We start from the raw sequence: 15,649 nt of genomic DNA, 5'->3' as shown, positions 1-15,649 counted from the left end.
TGTGGGCACACACCTCCCAGAAGAAGGAGTGCGTATGGCCAACTACACCGCTGCTGACATCAAGGAGCTCCGCGAGAAGACCGGCGCGGGCATGATGGACGTCAAGAAGGCCCTCGACGAGGCCGATGGCGACCAGGCGAAGGCGATCGAGGTCCTCCGTGTGAAGGGTCTCAAGGGCGCCACCAAGCGTGAGGGCCGCGCGACCTCTGACGGTCTCGTCGCCACGCACGTCGAAGGCGGCGTGGGCACGATGATCGAGTTCAACTCCGAGACGGATTTCGTCGCGAAGTCGGACAAGTTCATCGAACTGGCGGACCGGATCCTCGCGCTGGCCGTCGAGCACGCCGCGACGGACGCGGAGTCGTTCGTCAACGTCGAGGTGGACGGCAAGCCCGTCTCCCAGCTCATCACGGAGGGCGGTGCGTCGCTGGGCGAGAAGGTCGAGCTCAAGCGCGTCGCCCGTGTCGAGGCTGCGAAGGTCGAGTCCTACCTGCACCGCACGAACAAGGACCTGCCCCCGCAGGTCGGCGTTCTGCTCGGTTTCGAGGGCGACGACGAGACCGTCGCACACGATGTGGCCGTCCACATCGCGGCGCTCTCGCCCACCTACTTCTCGCGCGAGGACGTTCCGGCGGACCTCGTGGAGAAGGAGCGTGCCATCGCTGAGGAGACCGCGCGCAACGAAGGCAAGCCGGAGCAGGCTCTGCCGAAGATCATCGAAGGCCGCGTGAACGGGTTCTTCAAGGAGAACGTCCTGGTCGACCAGGGGTTCGCGAAGGATCCCAAGAAGTCGGTTGCGTCGGTCCTCGAAGAGGCCGGCGTGAAGCCCACGGGCTTCGTGCGCTTCCGCGTGGGTTCCTGACCGCCCCCCGGTGATCCGTCACCGGGACGGCCAGGCGCCATCACTCTGATAAGCGCCACTGCTCTGACAGGGCGGCACCCTTCCGGGGGTGCCGCCCTGTCGGCGTCTGTGCACGTGCACGACCGGGCTACCGGTAGACTCGACGGCGGCCCGCTGGGCATCTGACAGAGGTGCGCAGCGGAACGGTGGCCCCGAGCTCGCAGGAGACATGACAATGAATCACACGCCGGTCCACACCTCGGGCCGTGATGACGTAACCGCCCCACGCGCTCAGCGGAGGCGCGTGATGCTCAAGCTGTCGGGCGAGGTGTTCGGCGGAGGCGCGGTCGGAGTGAACCCGGACGTCGTCTCCCACGTCGCACGGCAGATTGCGACGACCATCCCCGACGTCGAGGTGAGCATCGTCGTGGGCGGCGGCAACTTCTTCCGCGGTGCAGAGCTCTCCCAGCGCGGGATGGACCGCACCCGGGCGGACTACATGGGGATGCTCGGCACCGTGATGAACTGCCTCGCGCTGCAGGACTTCCTCGAGCAGGCGGGCGTGGACACGCGTGTGCAGACCGCGATCCCCATGTCGCAGGTCGCAGAGTCGTACATCCCCCGGCGTGCGATCCGCCACATGGAGAAGAACCGGATCGTCATCTTCGGTGCGGGCGCGGGCATGCCGTTCTTCTCCACGGACACGGTCGCAGCGCAGCGTGCGCTGGAGATCAACGCGGATGAAGTGCTCATCGCGAAGAACGGGGTGGACGGCGTGTACGACGACGACCCCCGCAGCAACCCCGACGCGAAGAAGCTCGACACGCTCACCTACCAGGACGCGCTGGTGCGCGGCCTCAAGGTCGTCGACGCGACGGCGTTCTCCCTCTGCATGGACAACGCGCTGCCGATGCGCGTGTTCGGCATGGAAGGCGAAGGGAACCTCAGCAGGGCGATCGCGGGCGACCCGATCGGCACCCTCGTCACTGCGTGAGTGGGACGACGTTCCCGCAGACCGTAGAATCGACACCAGTACTTTCAGCAGCCATCCCGCCGGTCACGCCAGTCGTGGCGCACCCGCTGTGACCCGCACAGGTCGACCCGGCACGAAAGAGGAAACGAGGACACCGTGATCAAGGAGACTCTCAGCGAGGCGCGCCAGAAGATGGACAAGGCCATCGAGGTGACGCAGGAGGAGTTCGGGAACATCCGCACAGGACGTGCGAACCCTGCGCTCTTCTCGAACCTCCTCGTCGACTACTACGGCTCGCCGACGCCCATGCAGCAGCTCGCGTCGTTCCAGGTGCCCGAAGCGCGCACGGTCATCATCACGCCGTACGACCGCAACGCGATGGGCGACATCGAGACCGCCCTGCGCAACTCGGACCTGGGTGCGAATCCGGCGAACGACGGGAACGTCATCCGCGTGGTCCTCCCGCAGCTCACGGAGGAGCGCCGCAAGGAGTACGTGAAGGTCGTGAAGACGAAGGCGGAGGACGGCAAGGTGTCGATCCGCAACATCCGCCGCAGGGCGAAGGAGACGCTCGAACGCATGTCGAAGGACGGCGATGTGGGCGAGGACGAGGCTGACCGCGGCATCAAGGAGCTCGACGAGATCACGAAGTCGAAGACCGACGACATCGATCGTCTCCTGGAGGCCAAGGAAGCCGAACTGCTCGAGGTCTGAGTCCACGTGGCAGATTCGAGCGACGCCGCGCCCAGCGGCGACACTCCGCTTCCCACGCGCCGCGAGCTGCGGCGCATCACGGAGGAAGCGGAAGCACGCGGTGAGGGACCGCTGTCGCAGGACGAGGTCCTGCGACGCGCCTTCGCCGCACGCGATGACGGACAGGATGCTCCTGCGAGCCCGGACGCGGCAGCGACCGCGGCCCCGGTGACGGACACCGCTCCGACGCCGGACGTGCGGAAGGGCCCCGTGCCCGAAGGGGACGCCGCAGCTGCACCGACCGAGGACGCCGAGCCGATGACGGAATCAGACGCCGCGCACGCTGTGCCGACCGTCCCGCCGATGCCCGCGGTCTCCCCGGGAGAGGCGGCAGCGGCAATCGAGCCGGACTCGCAGGCTCCACTGGCGCCGGCAGACGTGGCGGCCTCGGCTGGCGGGTCGGCCTCCGGAACTGCGCCGGCCTCGGCCGACGAACCCGCGCTGGCAGACGTGGGGGCCTCGGCGTCCGGCTCGTCCACGGTGCAGGGGCCGCCGACTGCGGGGATCCCGATCGGCCACGGCTTCGTCACCCCGCCGCCGCGTCGACATCTGCGGAAGCAGGCGGCGGACAGCGGTGACCAGAAGGACTACGGCAAGGCCGGACGGAACCTGCCCGCCGCGATCGGTGTGGGCTCCGTCCTGGGCGGCTCGGTGCTGGCCTCGCTGATCTTCTACCCGCCGTCCTTCGTCCTCATCGCGCTGGTGGGTGTCGGGCTCGCGATGTGGGAGCTCGCGAACGCCCTGTCGCGGTCCGGTGCGCACGTGTCCCGTGTCCCCGTCATCGCGGCGAGTGCGTGCATGATCATCGCCACCTACCTGGGTGGGCGGGAGGCGCTCTGGGTCGCCTTCACGGCAGGAGCGGGCGCGGTCCTGCTCTTCGCACTGCTGGAGCGGCGCACCGGGAATGCGGTGAAGGACGTCTGCCTGAGCCTCTTCGCGCTCACCTATGTGGGCCTCACCGCCAGTCTGATCGTGTACCTGCTCACGCTGGACAGCGGCAACCTCCTGGTCATCTGCTTCCTCGCACTCGTCGTCGGCAGTGACATCGGCGGGTACATCGCGGGGGTCCTCTTCGGGAAGCACCCCATCGCACCGAAGATCTCGCCCAAGAAGTCGTGGGAGGGATACGCCGGATCAGCCCTGATGTCGACCGCTGTGGGCGTCTGCATGGCGATCTGGGCGTTCGACGCGCCGATGTGGACGGGCGTCGTGCTGGGTGTGCTCATCCCGGCGTTCGCCACGCTGGGCGACTTCTCCGAATCGATGATCAAGCGGGACCTCGACCTCAAGGACATGGGCTCGCTGCTGCCCGGCCACGGGGGGATCATGGACCGCCTCGATTCGATCCTGCCCACCGCCCCCGTGGTGCTCATCCTCTTCAGTTTCCTGCCCGGCTTCGTCGGCTGACGGGCCCCTCCCAGGTGAGAGACAGGGCACGTTCCCTGTGGGATCCCCGCAACCATGAGATAATCGACGCATATGTCTGAGACAGCCCCCTCCTCGGTCCCCAGGCGAACCTCCCCGCGGAAGCAGGTTCGTCCCATTGTCGAACACGAAGACGGGACGACGTCGGCCACGCCCACACGCGGCGGGCGACCCCTCCTCGACTTCCGCGGGCCGCGTGTCTCGCAGCCGCCGCAGCATCTGGCGGACATGTCGATGGACGAGCGGATCGACGCGGTGAAGGAGATGGGACTGCCCGCATTCCGTGCGAAGCAGCTCTCGACCCACTACTTCGTGCACCACACTTCGGACGTCGACGCGATGACGGATCTGCCGAAGGACGTCCGACCGCAGCTGCAGGAGAGGTTCTTCCCGTCGCTGCTGACAGAAGTGCACCGGCTGCGCACCGGCAACGGCGACACCATCAAGTTCCTGTGGCGCCTGTTCGACGGCTCGCTCGTCGAATCCGTCCTCATGCGGTACCGCAACCGCATCACGCTGTGCGTGTCCTCGCAGTGCGGCTGCGGGATGAACTGTCCGTTCTGCGCGACCGGCCAGCAGGGGCTCACCCGGAACATGTCCACGGCGGAGATCGTCGATCAGGTCGTCCGGGCGAACCAGGTGATCGCGGACGGGCAGCTGGCAGACACCTCGGGCGAGGACCGCAACCTCCTGGGCGAGACCGCCGCGGGCGTGGGCGACGAATCCGGCGCCGAGGCCGCAGACGCACCCCGGCCGACCGGCACCCGGCCGACGGCCCCCACCCCGACCGCCTCCGCGTCGACGGGCGCCCCCGGTTCCGCAGAACGCGTGACGAACATCGTGTTCATGGGCATGGGCGAGCCGCTCGCCAACTACAAGCGCGTCATGAACGCGGTCCGTCGCTTCGTGGAACCGGGACCCTCCGGTCTGGGGATGTCCCCGCGTCGGATCACGGTGTCGACGGTGGGACTGGTGCCCGGCATCAACAAGCTCGCGATGGAGGACATCCCCGTCACCTTCGCCCTGTCGCTGCACGCTCCGGACGACGGACTGCGCAACGAGATGATCCCCGTGAACACCCGATGGAAGGCCGATGAGGCCCTCGACGCGGCATACGCCTACTTCGCGAAGACCGGCCGGCGTGTGAGCATCGAGTACGCGCTCATCAAGGACATGAACGATCACGCGTGGAGAGCGGGACTGCTCGCGAAGAAGCTGAACGCCCGTGGGCGCGGATGGGTGCATGTCAACCCGATTCCGCTGAACCCCACGCCGGGCTCGGTATGGACGGCCTCCGAACCGGAAGTCGCGGCGGAGTTCGTCCGCGTCCTGAGGGATGCCGGCGTGCCCACGACGATCCGTGACACCCGCGGCAAGGACATCGACGGTGCGTGTGGACAGCTGGCGACCTCGCAGCAGGACGCCGCAGACCCCACCGACTAGACACGACCCCGACCGGCACGACTGCCCGCGCCCATCGGCACGGATTGACTGAGGAGACTGAAGGAGAGGGATGGACACCAACTTTCCGCGGATGACGGGCTGGAAATCCGGCTACGATCCGGCCCAGGTCGACAGCTTCTTCCGGCGGGCGCGCGAATCGTTCAATCGGGAGACGCCCCAGCCGGGTGACCTCGACGCGCGTGCGGTCCGCACGGTGGGGTTCGATCTCGTCCGGAAGGGCTACCACGTGGGAGTCGTCGACGCCGCGCTGGACCGTCTCGAGGACGCCTTCGCGAAGCAGGCCCGTGACCGCATGGTGGCCCGGTCGGGCAACGAGGCCTGGATCAAGGAGCTCACGCGTGCCGCGGGCTCGCTGCGGGGACGTCTCGAACGCCCTGCGGGAGAGCGCTTCACCCGGGCGGAGAAGGGCGACATCGGCTACGACGTCGCTGAGGTCGACGACCTCTGCGACCGCATCCACGGATACTTCACTCAGGGACAGGCGATGAGCGTCGACGAGGTGCGCCGGGTGCTGTTCCGGACGCGCAAGGGCGATGCGGCGTACAGCGAGGACCAGGTCGATGCGTTCATCGACCGGGTCGTCGAAGTGATGGCGAGTGTGGACTGACGGTGACAGACAAGCAGAGAGCAGCGGTGGAGTCGTCGGACCTGCAGCGGCTCGACCCGACGTACGACCTGCTCGATCGTCCCGTGGCGCTCGGCGGGGCCGACGACGTGATCCTCGCGGCACCCGCTCCGGACACTCCGACGATCGATGGCCGCCCGGTCGAGGACCCGCGGCTCGTCGAGGCGCTGTCGGTGCCGCAGACCTTCAGCCGGGCGGACGTCCTGGACCGTGCTGCGAAGCTCGGGGGAGTGCTGCGTGTCCTCGGTGCTGACGGGGCGTCCCGGCTCATCGTCAGCGGGGATCTGCCGACTCACGTGCGGGCGTTCGCGGTGCTCGCGGGTGTGCGGATCGGTGTCCTGGTCGACGACGAGGCAGCCGTGGACTCCGACGCGACGCCGCGCTCCGGTGACACGACTGAGCGTGCATCTCCCACAGATGCCGCCGACGCCGACGCTGATGCGGAGACGCTCACGATCCGCCCGCACCGGGACGGTGAGAGCACAGCGGAGAGCGCCGATTCCGCGATCCGCACGGCGGTGCGGAGCGTGCGCTCCCACTTCGAAGGCATCGCAGTCGAAGGGGGCGGGCAGTCCCGCGACCTCGACCGTCTGGTCCGGGACTCGCGCATACAGCCGGCGGCTTCACGCCCGCGCGACGCGCAGCGCCCCGCACTCGTGGTGAACGGGACGACCCTCACCCTGGCGGACGCCGCGGGACATCTCGCGGACCTCCTCATGACCGTGGACGCTGATACCAGCAGCGACCACCAACTCGGCTGACTCGATCACTCCCGACCTCGGCTGACCCTACTTCTCACCTGTGACCCGACGTCTCACGTGAGTGGGCTGACCCGGAGGTTCAGGCGCGCCCGTCCTGAAGAGTCGACTCCCGGGGCCCAGAGTCCTCGGCTGTGCGCCTGGCGGGGTCAGAGCGTGGCGAGGTACTGCGCGAGCTGTTCGCGGTCCTCTGGTGAGAGACCCTTCACAGGCAGCGGCAGGCAGTGGGGCGCGACGACGCCCAGTACCTCAGCCGCCGCAGCGACGACACGGACACTCCCACCGGCGGACGCGTAGAGGTCCCAGAGCGGATGGAGCGCGTCCGAAGCCCTGAGTGCGGCCTCGGCGTCGCCGGATTGTGCCGCACGGGTGAGCTGCATAGCCTGCCCGGGCAGGACACCTCCGACCACCGAATGCCAGGCGTCGCAGCCGGCGAGCAGCCCCGCTGCGGCCGTGGGATCCCCGGAGACGGCGATGAGAGTCTCAGGACCGACGGCCTCCCGGATCGCTGCGACGTGTGCCCTCGCCGCGCTGGTGCCGGCAGGATCGTCCGCGTCCAGCGGGACGGGTGGGATCTTCACGGCGGAGACGCGAGGCAGTGCGGCCAGGCGGCCGTACAGCTCGAGCGAGAACTCGAAGTGCGTCGTGCCGGGGTTGTCGTACACGATGATCGGCAGATCCGTCGCTGCGTCGACCGTCTGGAAGAGGGTGAAGACCTCGTCCTCCGTGAGGGGCTGGTAGCTCACCGGGGCGAGCAGGAGAGCGCTCGCACCGGCCCGCTGGGCGTCGTCGGCGCACGCGAGCACCTGGGAGGTGCGCAGCGCACCGACACCTGCGATGACGGGGATCCCGCGAGCGTGCTGCACAGCGGTGTGCACGACACGGCGGCGCTCGGACCTGTCGAGGTACGCGTACGACCCCGTCGACCCGAGGACTGCGATCGAATCGACGGCGGCCTCGACCAGCCGGCTCACCAGGCGGATGAGCGCGATCTCGTCGATCCGGTCGCCCGTGAGAGGGGTGAGGGGGAATGCCGTGAGGCCCCGCATCCACTGGCTCGGGGCGAACTGTGTGGCCTGCGCGCGCATCCACTCCTGCTCCGCCTCGACGTCGCAGGAGCTCACAGGCCGGCAGGCCGGGGCGTTCGAGGGGTTGTTCGTGCTCATCGGATCGTTCACGTGCGTGGGGCTGTTCGCGCTCGTGCCGCCTTCTCCGTTCAGGCGCCCGTACCCCTGAGCGTCGCCGCTCATGCGAGTCTCCCGCCCGTCACCAGCCCGATGAGCCGATCGACGACCTCCGTGCCGGAGGCGCGGATGCCGTTGTGCTCCCACTCGTTCGTCACCCAGGGGGTGAGGGTGGGGACAAGTCCGGCGGTCTCGAGCGAGAATTCGGTCGGTACGTAGGCGTCGTCGAAGTAGACGATCGCGGCGGCCGGCACCCGGACCTCGGCCAGGGCCCCCCGACTGTAGAGGGACGGCCACGGGTGTGCTGCGACCGCGTGGGCGATCTCCTTCCAGGGCGCCAGGACGGAGTCCTCGTCGAAGAGGCCGGAATGGACGTGCTCACCGCCCAGCAGGGTCGGGTCCGCGCGGACGTCGTCCGGCATCGTGCGTTCAGCGGCCCACCGTGTGGCATGGCCGTCGGCCATCGACGATTCGTGGATGACCGCGTAGAGGGGATTGCGGCCGCCGTAGGGCATCGCGGCGGCGAGATCGTGCTGGAACGCCGGGCTGCGGTGGTCCAGGTGCAGGAGCCAGTGCAGCTGCTCGGCTCCGCCCGTCGCGCCAAGCCGGTGGCCGACCGTCCGCAGCCGGGCGGGCGAGACCGCGTCGCCGTTCGGCAGGCGGATCTCACTGTCCGCAGCGAGCACCGCGAGCTGCTCCATTCGCGCGCGGTCGCCGGGGAACCTCGCGTAGAAGGCGAGTGACTTCCGACGCATGATGTCCCACGTCTGCGCGTAGACCTCGTCCGGTGAGCGGCCCACCGCGGGCAGACCACCCGTGATGATCGCTCCCGCCAGGGTCTCCGGGCGGACCGACATCCAGTGGAGCGTCGTGAACCCGCCGAACGACTGCCCGATCGGGGTGACGGTGTCCCCGCCCAGGTGGGCCAGCACCGCGAGGCCGTCCTCGACGATCGCATCGGCACGGAAGTGTGTGAGGAACTCCGCGGCTGCGGCGGCGGACGCGGTGCGCAGCGTCGTGGGCGCCTCGGGCGCGGTGGGGTCGATGCCAGGCTCCCGGAGGCCCGGTGCCGGCGTGTCGAGCCCCACCGGCGTGGACCGGCCCGTCCCGCGCTGGTCCAGCAGGATCAGCTGGTAGTCCTCGAGGACGCGCGGCAGCCACGACGGGGACACCGGCTCCAGCGACGGGCGCGGAGCCTCCACACCGGGACCGCCCTGCAGGTAGACGGCGTACGGGCGGTCGCCACCACCATGTGCGGTGACGACGCGGGCGAACACCTCGATCTTCGCGCGTGTGGGGTCAGCCCGGTCCAGCGGCACATCGAGGGTCACGTCCCGGACGTGGAGGCCCGGCAGGTCGTAGAGGAGGTCGTTCGACATGCGCCTCAGCCTACTCCCGCCCTGCGGAGTTCGGGCCTCAGCCCTGGATGCGGGACTCCTGCCCTTCCCACTCCTTCTCCCGCAGGGAGAACTTCTGGATCTTCCCCGTCGACGTCTTGGGCAGCGCCGGGAGGAATTCGAAGAGCCGCGGCGTCTTGTAGCGGGCGAGCCGATCGCGCAGGAAGTCCGTGAGCGTCTCCTCCGTCGCGGTGGCCCCGTCGACCAGGACGACGAACGCCTTGGGCCGCTCACCCCAGCGGTCGTCGGGGACGCCGACGACGGCGACGTCCTCCACGTCGGCGTGCGCGGCGATCGCCTGCTCGACCTCGATCGTGGAGATGTTCTCGCCGCCGGACACGACGACGTCCTTCGCGCGGTCTCGCAGCTCGATGTACCCGTCGGGGTGCATGACACCCAGGTCGCCGGAGTGGAACCAGCCGCCCGCGAACGCCTTCGCGGTCGCCGCGTGGTCGTTGTAGTAGCCCTTCATGACGTTGTTGCCTCGCATGACGACCTCACCCATAGTCTTCCCGTCCGCGGGCACGTCGACCAGATCGTCGCCGTCGGTGTCGGTGCGGACGACGCGGGCGCGTTCGGCCGTGAGCATGCCGACGCCCTGCCGTGCGAGTTTCGCGGAGCGGGTGGTGCCGTCCAGGTCAGCCCACGCATCCTGCCATTCGCAGACCGTGTACGGCCCGTAGGTTTCCGTGAGGCCGTACACGTGGACGATCTCGAATCCCATGTCCGCCATGCGCGACAGCATCGTGGGGCTGGGCGGTGCCGCCGCCGTGGTGATGACGAGTCGGTGGTCGAGGTCGTGGGCCTCCGGCGCGTTCATGATGGTCGTGACGACTGTCGGGGCGCCGTTGAGGTGGGTGATCCCGTGGCGGTCGATGAGATCCCAGATGACGGTCCCGCGGACCTCGCGCAGGCACACCTGCAGCCCGCCGGCGGCGACGAGCGCCCACCCGGTGCACCAGCCGCTGCAGTGGAACATGGGCAGCGTCCACAGGTAGACGGAGCGCTTGCCGAACCCCGAATGGACGATCTCCGACAGCGCGTTGAGGTAGGCACCCCGGTGCGAGTACATGACGCCCTTGGGCTTCCCGGTCGTGCCGGACGTGTAGTTGATCGACAGGGTCTGGTCCTCGTCGGCGACCGCCCAGACGAGGTCGTCGGTGTCCTGGTCCGCTCCTGCGAGGAGCTCCGGGAGCGGGACGACGCGGGTGCCCGCCGGATTCGCGCGCCCTGCCGGCTGGTCCGTGTGGAGCGCGTCCTCGGCGAGGACGATCGTCTGCACCGACTCCAGCTCCGCCGCGACCTGGGTGACGTCCGGCCAGTGGACCGTGTCGAGGACGAGCACCTTCGCGCCGGAATGGTCGCAGATGTAGCGGACCTCCTCCGGGGCGAGCCGGGTGTTGATCGAGACGAGCACGGCGTCGATGAGCGGTACCGCGAACTGCGCGATGAGCATCTCCGGGAGGTTCGGCATCATGTACGCGACCCGGTCCCCTGGCTGGACGCCGGCGGCGCGCAGCGCACGGGCCCGCTGTTCGACGGCCTCGTGCAGCTGGGCGAACGTCCACGTGTCGTCGCCGTAGACGAGTGCGGGGGTGTCCGGATACACCGCAGCCGACCGGGCGAGGAATGACAGAGGGGTGAGAGCGGTCTTCCAGGTCTCCATGAGCGTCCTTACGTCCAGTGCGGCGCGCACGACCGGCGCGCCCTGCTTCGCGGGAATCCTAACCGGTATTCGGCACGTCGGTGATCTGTACCCCACGAAGCGCACCGGCTTCAGACGGCGGAGCGTCGGAGGCGTGCGCGGCTGCAGGAGTTCGTACAGGGCGATCCACATCGTCGCCGTCCGTGAACAGGGCTCCGGTGAGGTGGGCTGAGATCCGGTGGGGTGAGTCCGGTGGGGTGGGTCCGGTGGGGTGGGCTGAGATCGAGTGAGTGCGAATCGGCCCCGAACCTGGAGATTCGGGGCCGATTCGGACTCACTCGCGGTGATGCGGCGGTCCATGGGCCGCTGAGGTGACCGCTGAGGTGACCGCTGAGGTGACCGCTCGGGTGAGCGCTCCGGTGTGAGCGGCTGAGGCCGACCGGGCCGCCGACCGCCCGCCGGGTACGCGGCTACTGTCCGCCGTCCGACCCCCCGGGTGCCAGTTGACCGCCGGGGGCCAGCAGCCCCCTCCTCGCCAGCCCCTCCTCGTCAGTTAGCGAATGCGTTGATGCCGGTGAGTGCCCGGCCCAGTGTGAGCTGGTGGACCTCGTGGGTGCCCTCGTAGGTGAGCACGGTCTCGAGGTTGATGGCGTGGCGCAGCGGCGAGTATTCGCTCGTGATGCCGGATCCGCCGAACAGGGCGCGCAGGTCGCGGGCGATGTTCATCGCGGTGTCGACGTTCACCATCTTGCCCAGGCTGATCTGCTCCGGACGCACTCCGGCGGGGGAGTCCTTGAGACGGCCCAGGTGAGCCGCGGTCAGGGTGATCGACGAGTACTGTCCCAGCGCCTTCGCGAGCTTCTGCTGCGAGATCTGGAACGACGACAGGGGGCGGTCGAACTGGATGCGGGTGCCCGTGTACTCGAGTGCCTGCTCGAGGGAGTCGCGTGCCGAGCCGGTCACACCGAAGATGATGCCGTAGCGGGCCTCCGACAGCGCGGACAGCGGCCCCTTGAGCCCGGAGGCCTTCGGCAGCATCGCCGATTCCGGCAGGCGGACGTTGTCGAGCACGATCTCGCCGGTGATCGACGCGCGCAGCGACAGCTTGCGCTGGACCTCCGGCGTCTCCACTCCGGGGGTGTTCGTCGGGACGACGAATCCGCGGACCACACCCTTCTCACCCGTCTTCTCGTTGACCTCGTCCGTCTTCGCCCATACGACCATGACGTCGGACACGGGGGAGTTCGTGATCCACATCTTCGCGCCGTTCAGGATCCAGTCGGATCCGTCGCGGGTCGCTCGGGTCTTCATGCCGGCGGGGTCGGAGCCCACGTCCGGTTCCGTGAGGCCGAAGCAGCCGATCGCCTTGCCGGCGGCCATCTGCGGCAGCCATTCCTGCTTCTGCTCCTCGGAGCCCCAGTGGTGGATGGACCACATCGCGAGCGAGCCCTGCACGCTCACGAGGGAGCGCAGACCGGAGTCGACCGCTTCGAGCTCGCGGCACGCCAGTCCGTACTGGGTCGCGGTGGAGCCGGCGCACTCGTAGCCGTCGAGGTGCATGCCGAGCACACCCAGCTCGCCCAGGCCCTCCGCGAGTTCGCGGGCGGGGATCGTGCCTTCCAGATACCAGTCGCCGATGTTGTCGCGGACGTGCTCGTCGAGCCACTTCCGGACGACACCCGCCCATTCGAGATCCTCCTTCTCGAAGACCTGGTCGATCTGCAGGATCTCGTCCGGCGTGGATACGTTCCCCTTGGTGACTGCCATCAGGCGTCGCTCCCTTCGAAGACTGCGCCGAACCGCGGGGCGGCCGGCGCAATGGGTCTCACGGTCACCGATTTCCGAGGAACGGATGCGATGATCGTGGACTGTGAATGTACGTGACCTCAGTGTAATCGGAGCCACAGGCTCGGTCGGCACCCAGACCCGCGACGTGATCCGGCGACACCGGGACCGTTTCCGTGTGCGCGGCCTCGCTGCGGGGGCGAACCTCACGGATCTTGCCGCGCAGGCCGTGGAGTTCTCCGTCCCCGCGATCGGCCTGGCGCACCCACCGGAGGGCACCGACGCCGAGGCGGTGGCCACCGTCCGCGCCGCGCTCGCCGCGGAAGCCGCACGGCAGGGCAAGCCGGACCCGGTCGAGGTCATCGAGCTGGGACCCGGTGCCCCCGCCCATATCGCCGCTCTGCCGACCGACGTCGTCCTCAACGCGGTGACCGGCGCAGTCGGGCTCGACGTCACGCTCGCAGCGCTGGAGGCGGGCACGGACACCGCACTCGCCAACAAGGAGTCCCTCATCATCGGCGGCGAGGTGGTGCTGGGTGCGGCCGCGGCCTCGGGCGCGGAGCTCATCCCGGTCGACAGCGAGCACTCCGCGATTGCCCAGGCACTGCGATCCGGCCGGGCGGACGAGGTCGGCAAGCTCATCGTCACCGCCTCCGGCGGGCCCTTCCGCGGGTACACCCGCGCACAGCTGCAGACGGTCACACCGGAGCAGGCGCTCGCCCACCCCACGTGGGACATGGGCCGGGTCATCACGACGAACTCCGCGAGCCTCGTCAACAAGGGGCTCGAGGTCATCGAGGCGCACCTGCTGTTCGGCGTCCCGCTCGAGAGGATCGAGGTCGTCGTCCACCCGCAGAGCCAGGTCCACTCGATGGTCGAGTTCACCGACGGGTCGACGATCGCCCAGGTGTCGCCCCCGGACATGCGCCTGCCCATCGCCTACGCGCTGGGAGCCGGCGAGCGGATCGCCTCCGGCGCCGCGGCGAACGACTGGACCGCCGCGAGCACGTGGACGTTCGAGCCCGTGGACCACACGGCGTTCCCCGCCTTGGGGCTGGCCGTGGAGGCGGGACGTCGCGGCGGCACCGCACCGGCGGTCTACAACGCCGCGAACGAAGAGCTGGTCGACGCCTTCCACGCCCGCCGCATCCCCTTCACCGGGATCGCGGACGGGATCGCCGCCGCACTGGCGGCCCACTCGACGCGGGGGACGACGACCCCGACGAGGGGGACGGGGGCCTCGAAGACGGGGACAACGCCCCCGACGGCGGGCATGCCGGAGACTGGACCTCTCACCCGGGATGCCGTGCTCGCCGCGGACGGCGCGGCACGCACCTTCGCACGTGACTGGATCGCCGAGGTGCCCACCCCATGACCGCAGTCCTCTACACGGTCGGGATCGTCCTCTTCCTCGTCGGGATCTCCGCCTCGATCGCCCTGCACGAACTGGGCCACCTCGTCCCCGCCAAGCGCTTCGGTGTGAAGGTCACCCGGTACATGATCGGGTTCGGCCCCACCCTCTGGTCGACCCGCCGCGGTGAGACCGTCTACGGCGTCAAGGCGCTGCCCCTGGGCGGTTTCATCGCGATGCCCGGCATGTACCCGCCGGAGGACGCCTCCAACACGCGAGTGGGTGGGGGCCGCCGCCGTGCGGTGCGCAGGCCCCGGCTGTTCGCCGGTGCGATGGAGGACGCCCGCGCGTTCTCGAACGAGGAGCTCGAACCGGGGGAGGAGGACCGCGCCTTCTATGCGCTCAGCGTGCCCAAGCGACTCACCGTCATGTTCGGTGGCCCCTGCGTCAATCTGGTCCTGGGCATCCTCGCGCTCGCCGTCAGCCTCGTGGGGATCGGCGCACCCGCCCCCACGACCACTGTGCAGACGGTCGTCGAATGCGCCGTACCCGCAGCCGTCGCAGCTGAGCGCACCGCGGAGGAACAGGCCGAATGCCAGCCGGGCGATCAGCTCACGCCGGCCTGGGAGATGGGCATCGACCCCGGAGACACGATCCTCGCGATCGACGGGGAACCCGCGACGAACTGGGACACCATGTCAGGGCTCATCCGCGACGCGGCCGGACAGACCGTCCCCGTCATGATCGAACGGGACGGGGAGGAGCGCACGCTCGACGTTCCCATCATCGAGACCGAGCGTCCCGCCCTCGACGCGGACAACGAACCGATCATGCGCGACGACGGCACGCCGGAGACGGAGCCGGCCGGATTCTTCGGCGTGGGCCCCACCCAGGGATACGAGCCGATCCCGGTGACACAGTTCCCCGCGGAGGCCGGGGCGGCGGTCGGCAACACGTTCCACGCGCTCGCCACCCTGCCGCAGAAGCTCGTGGACATCTCCCGCGTCGCGTTCACGGACGAGCCCCGCGATCCTAATGGCCCCATGGGGATGGTCGGTGTGGGCCGGGTCGCCGGCGAGATCGCCTCGACCGACGAAGTGGAGACCGCGAACGGCGATGTCGTCACCGTCGACATGCTGGACAAGGCGCAGACCGGCATCGGACTCTTCGCCTCCCTCAACCTCTTCCTCTTCGCCTTCAACATGGTGCCGCTGCTCCCACTGGACGGTGGGCACATCGCCGTGGCGCTCTACGAGGGGGCTAGAAGGACGGTCAGCCGGTGGAGGGGGCGGGGCATCGTGGGCCCCTTCGACACCGCACGGCTCCTGCCGCTCACCTACGTCGTCGTCGCCTGCTTCCTCGTGATGACGGCGCTGCTCCTCTACGTCGACATCGTCAAGCCGGTGCGGCTGTTCGGCGCCTAGCCCCGGGCCCGTGCGCGGCCCCAC

The 15,649-nt window shown here is 69.2% G+C and carries 13 protein-coding genes; 9 read left to right on the top strand and 4 right to left on the bottom strand.

The window, feature by feature from the left end; translation table 11 throughout:
* Nucleotides 1-34 precede the first annotated feature (34 nt).
* The 7 genes from tsf to JFC09_RS08915 all read left to right on the top strand — a co-directional run bounded on the left by tsf (nt 35) and on the right by JFC09_RS08915 (nt 6,842).
* Nucleotides 35-862: a translation elongation factor Ts gene (tsf, locus tag JFC09_RS08945; RefSeq protein ID WP_198393678.1), complete on the top strand. Its 828-nt coding sequence runs from the start codon at nt 35-37 to the stop codon at nt 860-862.
* Nucleotides 863-1,076: 214 nt separating this feature from the next.
* Nucleotides 1,077-1,835 (top strand): UMP kinase, encoded by a 759-nt coding sequence (pyrH, locus tag JFC09_RS08940; RefSeq protein ID WP_198393677.1) that lies wholly within the window; start codon nt 1,077-1,079, stop codon nt 1,833-1,835.
* Between the two features lie 135 nt (nt 1,836-1,970).
* Nucleotides 1,971-2,528, top strand: coding sequence for a ribosome recycling factor (gene frr, locus JFC09_RS08935; RefSeq protein ID WP_198393676.1), 558 nt, complete (start codon nt 1,971-1,973; stop codon nt 2,526-2,528).
* A 6-nt stretch (nt 2,529-2,534) separates the two neighbouring features.
* Nucleotides 2,535-3,974 (top strand): phosphatidate cytidylyltransferase, encoded by a 1,440-nt coding sequence (locus JFC09_RS08930; RefSeq protein WP_332839714.1) that lies wholly within the window; start codon nt 2,535-2,537, stop codon nt 3,972-3,974.
* A gap of 72 nt (nt 3,975-4,046) precedes the next feature.
* Nucleotides 4,047-5,435, top strand: coding sequence for a 23S rRNA (adenine(2503)-C(2))-methyltransferase RlmN (gene rlmN, locus JFC09_RS08925; RefSeq protein WP_198393675.1), 1,389 nt, complete (start codon nt 4,047-4,049; stop codon nt 5,433-5,435).
* Between the two features lie 70 nt (nt 5,436-5,505).
* Nucleotides 5,506-6,063 carry a DivIVA domain-containing protein gene (locus tag JFC09_RS08920; protein WP_198393674.1) on the top strand — a complete coding sequence of 186 codons (558 nt, stop codon included), beginning with the start codon at nt 5,506-5,508 and terminating at the stop codon, nt 6,061-6,063.
* 2 nt (nt 6,064-6,065) lie between these two features.
* Nucleotides 6,066-6,842, top strand: coding sequence for a hypothetical protein (locus tag JFC09_RS08915; protein ID WP_198393673.1), 777 nt, complete (start codon nt 6,066-6,068; stop codon nt 6,840-6,842).
* Nucleotides 6,843-6,988: 146 nt separating this feature from the next.
* Here JFC09_RS08915 and JFC09_RS08910 read toward each other — a convergent pair whose 3' ends face one another.
* The 4 genes from JFC09_RS08910 to JFC09_RS08895 form a co-directional block, all read right to left on the bottom strand.
* Complete coding sequence (locus tag JFC09_RS08910) at nt 6,989-8,089, bottom strand: dihydrodipicolinate synthase family protein (RefSeq protein WP_332839713.1); 1,101 nt, start codon at nt 8,087-8,089, stop codon at nt 6,989-6,991.
* Nucleotides 8,086-9,402 (bottom strand): alpha/beta fold hydrolase, encoded by a 1,317-nt coding sequence (locus tag JFC09_RS08905; RefSeq protein WP_198393672.1) that lies wholly within the window; start codon nt 9,400-9,402, stop codon nt 8,086-8,088. Before JFC09_RS08905 ends, JFC09_RS08910 begins: the two co-directional genes overlap by 4 nt.
* Nucleotides 9,403-9,439: 37 nt before the next feature.
* Complete coding sequence (locus tag JFC09_RS08900; protein ID WP_198393671.1) at nt 9,440-11,086, bottom strand: long-chain-fatty-acid--CoA ligase; 1,647 nt, start codon at nt 11,084-11,086, stop codon at nt 9,440-9,442.
* A 528-nt stretch (nt 11,087-11,614) separates the two neighbouring features.
* Nucleotides 11,615-12,832, bottom strand: a complete 1,218-nt coding sequence (locus JFC09_RS08895) for an acyl-CoA dehydrogenase family protein (protein ID WP_198393670.1) — start codon at nt 12,830-12,832, stop codon at nt 11,615-11,617.
* A 103-nt stretch (nt 12,833-12,935) separates the two neighbouring features.
* Here JFC09_RS08895 and dxr point away from each other — a divergent pair, with 103 nt between their 5' ends.
* Complete coding sequence (gene dxr / locus JFC09_RS08890) at nt 12,936-14,225, top strand: 1-deoxy-D-xylulose-5-phosphate reductoisomerase (RefSeq protein WP_198393669.1); 1,290 nt, start codon at nt 12,936-12,938, stop codon at nt 14,223-14,225.
* On the top strand, nt 14,222-15,625 hold the full coding sequence (locus JFC09_RS08885) for a M50 family metallopeptidase (RefSeq protein ID WP_198393668.1): 1,404 nt from the start codon (nt 14,222-14,224) through the stop codon (nt 15,623-15,625). The genes dxr and JFC09_RS08885 overlap by 4 nt, the downstream gene beginning before the upstream one ends.
* Nucleotides 15,626-15,649: the final 24 nt, after the last annotated feature.

Origin of the sequence: Brevibacterium yomogidense (assembly GCF_016107685.1) — a bacterium.
Classification (GTDB): Bacteria; Actinomycetota; Actinomycetes; order Actinomycetales; family Brevibacteriaceae; genus Brevibacterium; species Brevibacterium yomogidense.
The sequence above is the reverse complement of the archived record's forward strand: the minus strand, read 5'-3'. Positions and strand labels throughout refer to the sequence as shown.

Coding starts and splice junctions, on each gene's coding strand:
- tsf (WP_198393678.1), top strand. CDS start 35: ATGGCCAACTACACCGCTGCTGACATCAAGGAGCTCCGCGAGAAGACC.
- pyrH (WP_198393677.1), top strand. CDS start 1,077: ATGAATCACACGCCGGTCCACACCTCGGGCCGTGATGACGTAACCGCC.
- rlmN (WP_198393675.1), top strand. CDS start 4,047: ATGTCTGAGACAGCCCCCTCCTCGGTCCCCAGGCGAACCTCCCCGCGG.
- JFC09_RS08920 (WP_198393674.1), top strand. CDS start 5,506: ATGGACACCAACTTTCCGCGGATGACGGGCTGGAAATCCGGCTACGAT.
- JFC09_RS08910 (WP_332839713.1), bottom strand. CDS start 8,089: ATGAGCGGCGACGCTCAGGGGTACGGGCGCCTGAACGGAGAAGGCGGC.
- JFC09_RS08905 (WP_198393672.1), bottom strand. CDS start 9,402: ATGTCGAACGACCTCCTCTACGACCTGCCGGGCCTCCACGTCCGGGAC.
- JFC09_RS08900 (WP_198393671.1), bottom strand. CDS start 11,086: ATGGAGACCTGGAAGACCGCTCTCACCCCTCTGTCATTCCTCGCCCGG.
- JFC09_RS08895 (WP_198393670.1), bottom strand. CDS start 12,832: ATGGCAGTCACCAAGGGGAACGTATCCACGCCGGACGAGATCCTGCAG.
- JFC09_RS08885 (WP_198393668.1), top strand. CDS start 14,222: ATGACCGCAGTCCTCTACACGGTCGGGATCGTCCTCTTCCTCGTCGGG.